The organism is Shigella sp. FC1967 (assembly GCF_001743005.1).
Lineage (GTDB): Bacteria > Pseudomonadota > Gammaproteobacteria > Enterobacterales > Enterobacteriaceae > Proteus.
Map to the genome: position 1 here is coordinate 1 of NZ_MIIZ01000725.1, position 4149 is coordinate 4149.

At 42.3% G+C, this 4149-nt stretch carries 6 protein-coding genes; all 6 read left to right on the forward strand.

The features are described from left to right. A partial coding sequence (locus BHE89_RS11185; RefSeq protein WP_171742494.1) for a flagellar FliJ family protein occupies positions 1-225 on the forward strand: 225 nt, incomplete at its 5' end. After that, complete coding sequence (locus BHE89_RS11190; protein ID WP_069367486.1) at positions 225-1628, forward strand: flagellar hook-length control protein FliK; 1404 nt, start codon at positions 225-227, stop codon at positions 1626-1628. The genes BHE89_RS11185 and BHE89_RS11190, both read left to right, overlap by 1 nt. Positions 1629-1805: 177 nt before the next feature. Beyond that, positions 1806-2288 (forward strand): flagellar basal body-associated protein FliL, encoded by a 483-nt coding sequence (gene fliL, locus BHE89_RS11195; protein WP_069367485.1) that lies wholly within the window; start codon positions 1806-1808, stop codon positions 2286-2288. Between the two features lie 5 nt (positions 2289-2293). After that, positions 2294-3325: a flagellar motor switch protein FliM gene (gene fliM / locus BHE89_RS11200; protein WP_069367484.1), complete on the forward strand. Its 1032-nt coding sequence runs from the start codon at positions 2294-2296 to the stop codon at positions 3323-3325. Then, positions 3318-3728 (forward strand): flagellar motor switch protein FliN, encoded by a 411-nt coding sequence (gene fliN, locus BHE89_RS11205; protein WP_006533153.1) that lies wholly within the window; start codon positions 3318-3320, stop codon positions 3726-3728. Before fliM ends, fliN begins: the two co-directional genes overlap by 8 nt. Before the next feature lie 3 nt (positions 3729-3731). Next, positions 3732-4149: flagellar biosynthetic protein FliO (gene fliO / locus BHE89_RS11210; RefSeq protein ID WP_128860481.1), on the forward strand; the 418-nt coding region annotated here is incomplete at its 3' end.

The window sequence follows — 4149 nt, forward strand, 5'->3', positions numbered from 1 at the left end:
AAAACGCTCGAATTGACTATCGAACAACATAAACAACAACTTCAACATTGGCAGGCGCAGCTTGATCTTGCAACTGAACAATGGAGAGAAAAACAGCAACGACTCAATGCATTTGAGACTTTGGAGCAACGCGCTGAAGATAGCCGTAAGCGACATCTCGATCGTATTGAACAGAAACAAATGGACGAGTACGCACAGCGTAGTACTTTACGGAGAACAACTTGATGGAGATAACGCTTCTGACCATGGATGTCGCAGCAGCCTCTCCGGGAACGACATCTGCTTCAAATAGTCAGCCCGGTGATAATGCCCCGACATTTGCTCAGCTTTTGGGTTCTCAACCTCAAAATGCACAGAGTGATAAAAAGACAGCCAATATCACAAACCACGCAACGAAAGAAAACAAAGCACATTCACACTCTGATGAAGACAAAACAAAAGAAGAAGGTAGTCATCTTGCGTCTGTCACCACAGAACCTAATGTGATAGAAGAGTCATCTCTTGAGAAATCTCAATTGACGCTTACTTTGCCGGATAATGAACAATTTGCGGCTATTGTTGAAAATAAAAACCCATCTTTATTAATGTCTGCAGAAGAGCTTGCCGCTGAACTTCCCGTTCAGTTAGCCGGACTCCCTGGATTAAAACGTCTTACCCTTCCCTCTGATCAACTGACTCAAGCATTACAACAGCCTCAGTCAATGAAACGTGAGGAAGGTTTAGCCTCATTAGCACGCACTATTTCAAAAGATCGCGATATGTCGGACTTCAACCTTGCCGACAAACTCAATTTATCAAAATCAGATGAACAGTCCTTGTTAACCCAACGACGACCAGAGACAGCGACGTTAGCCACAGAAAGCACACTCGTTAGTGCTAATCAAACAGAAAAGCCTTCTGCGAAAAAAGTCGATAGCATGGCATCGCTTTTAACACCAACAGCAGAAAAAGTGAATGCGTTACTAAACGGCGATAAGCAAGTTGCCAATACAAAATTAGCGGATAATGTTGCTCAGCAAATAGCGTCAACAAACCACGTTGTAGAAAACGATCTTCACAACACTCTTTCTAACTCCTCTTCTTTGGCTTCACAAAGCATTACGGGTCATGCTCACTCTTCAACCCAACCACAAATGCAATTTTCACCGATGGTAACACAGGTATTAAATGCACAAGTGGGAACGCAAGAGTGGCAACAGCAACTCAATCAACAGATTGTGATGTTTAGTCGAAATGGTTTACAAAAGGCAGAGCTACGTTTACACCCTGAAGAGCTAGGTTCATTGCATATCCGCATGAAAATAGAAGATGGGCAAGCACAGTTACACCTTGCTTCACAAAACGGGCAAGTTCGTTCTGTATTAGAAAATGCCATGCATCAATTGCGTCAAGCTCTCTCTGAAAATGGGATCCAGCTCACGCAGAGTCAGGTGTCTAGCGACACTCATGACAGTTGGCAACAACAAAATATGTCAGATTCCTCTCAATTTAGTGGAGATGGTGCCGATAATCATCAAGGAAGCGAGGGTAATTCTCTGCAGTTAGCCTCTGAAACGGCACTACAAAAGATAACTCTTACGCCTCAAGAATTAGCATCTGCTCGTGGTGGTGTTGATATTTTCGCCTAATACAAATGTATTGGGACGACACCCTATGTCAATAAACGTAAGAGTTAATGGTTTTTTCCCTATCTGTTTCTGCCATTAAAAAACAGAAATAGCGGGATAATTAAGGTTGATTTAGATGGATATGGAAGTCCACAACAGTGAACACGTATCCACTACAAAACAGGAATTTAACTGTCCATGTCTAATTACAGCAATGAACGTAAAAGCTATAGCTTAATTCTGATCATCGTATTATTGGTGATCGCCATTATTGCAGCGGCATTCGGTGGATATAGTTGGTGGGCATTGAAGCATGCTAAATCAGGTTCAGCGGGCACAAGTCAGCAAAAAGTTATACCAGCACCCGTTTTTATGTCATTAGAACCCTTTACGGTAAATCTCATTGATGACGAAGAACACTTAGACAGAGTGCTCTACATAGGGATCACATTAAGATTGCATAATGAAGAGACTCGTAAGCGTCTACATGATTATTTACCAGAGGTTCGTAGCCGCTTGTTATTACTGCTTTCTCGTCAACAGGCTAATAAGCTCGCGACAGACAATGGAAAACTCCAGCTAATGACGGATGTAAAAGAAACGCTGAGACCGACTCTCGTACCGGGAGAATCTGAACAGATCCTCTCCGATGTACTGTTTACCACGTTTATTCTGCGATAATCATTATGAGCGATAATATCCTTTCACAGGCAGAGATTGATGCTCTGTTGAATGATGACACATCAGGTGACAACGCCCAAAAAAGCGCGAACAAGGAACCTGCGATAGCGAAGGATCCGAATGAACCGGATATTCAGCCTTATGACCCCAACACGCAACGCCGTGTGGTTCGAGAACGTTTACAGTCGTTAGAAATTATTAACGAACGCTTTGCACGTCAATTCCGTATGGGACTATTTAACATGCTCCGTCGGAGTCCTGACATTACGGTTGGTGGCATTAAAATTCACCCCTATCATGATTTTGCTCGTAATTTACCTGTGCCAACAAACCTTAATTTGGTGCATTTAAAGCCTTTACGAGGAACCGCATTATTTACCTTTGAACCCAATCTGGTTTATATCGCGGTAGATAATTTGTTTGGTGGTGATGGCCGTTTTCCAATCCCTGTGGAAGGACGTGAATTTACCAACACAGAGCAGCGGATCATTAACAAAATGTTGAAACTGGCACTTGATGCCTACCGTGATGCTTGGGATTCCATCTTCAAAATTCAGGTGGAATATGTTCGTTCTGAAATGCAGGTGAAATTTACCAATATCACCTCATCACCGAATGACATTGTTGTTACGACACCTTTTCAAGTAGAAATTGGTTCAATGGTTGGGGAATTTAGTATTTGTATTCCATTTGCCATGATCGAGCCATTACGTGAACGACTGATCAATCCACCAATTGAAAATGTTCGTCAAGAAGATGGGGTATGGTTAGATAGTTTAGTCAACCAAGTTCAGCATTCAGAGCTTGAACTGGTCGCAAACTTTACTGACATCCCACTGCGTTTATCAAAAGTGTTAACACTTAAAGAAGGAGATGTTATCCCGATTGATAAACCAGAAAGATTGATTGCACATGTTGATGGTGTGCCCGTATTAACAAGCCAATACGGTACAGTAAATGGGCAATATGCCCTTCGTGTTGAACACCTAATTAACCCTGTTTTAAACGCTCTGGATGAGGAACAAACCAATGAGTGATGCAAATCGCCCAACTGATAATTCACAATCGGCTGAGGATATGTGGGCTGATGCAATGGAACAGCAAACTGGGAAAAGCCAGGATAATAGTTCCGATCTATTTGAACATCTGTTACCTGAAGACGATACACTGAATCATCTATCTGACATCAATTTGATTATGGATATTCCAGTCAAATTAACAGTAGAGTTAGGTCGCACCAAAATGACCATTAAAAAATTACTTAGCCTGTCACAAGGTTCTGTCGTTTCCTTGGATGGTCTAGCTGGTGAGCCTCTTGATATTCTTATCAATGGCTATTTAATTGCTCAAGGTGAAGTTGTGGTTGTTTCTGATAAATATGGTATTCGCATTACCGATATCATTACACCATCAGAACGTATGCGTCGTCTGAGCCGTTAATCTATGGAACAGCTTCCTTCCTTTTCCAGCCAAGGTGCGGTAAATACTACCGCACCCGCTATAACACAAACTGTTCAAACACCGACACAACCGTTGCCTGTGAGTCAAAGCCTTGCTCAAGTTAGCACGGCACTCGCTGGCATTATCGTTCTTATTATTATTGCTATGTGGTTATTCCGTCGTTTTGGCTTTACCCGTGGTTCATTTAAAGGAACGACAACACAACTTAGCGTCAAAGCAAGTTGTTCATTAGGTGCGAAAGAACGTGTGGTGGTGGTTGAAATAGAACAGGAATGGCTCGTATTAGGGGTAACTGCATCACAGGTAAATCTGCTGCATAAATTACCCGTCCCTGATAAAGCCTCGCAGGAAGCGACCTCATCACCAACATCGCCATTGTTTACTCAACTATTACAAAAAA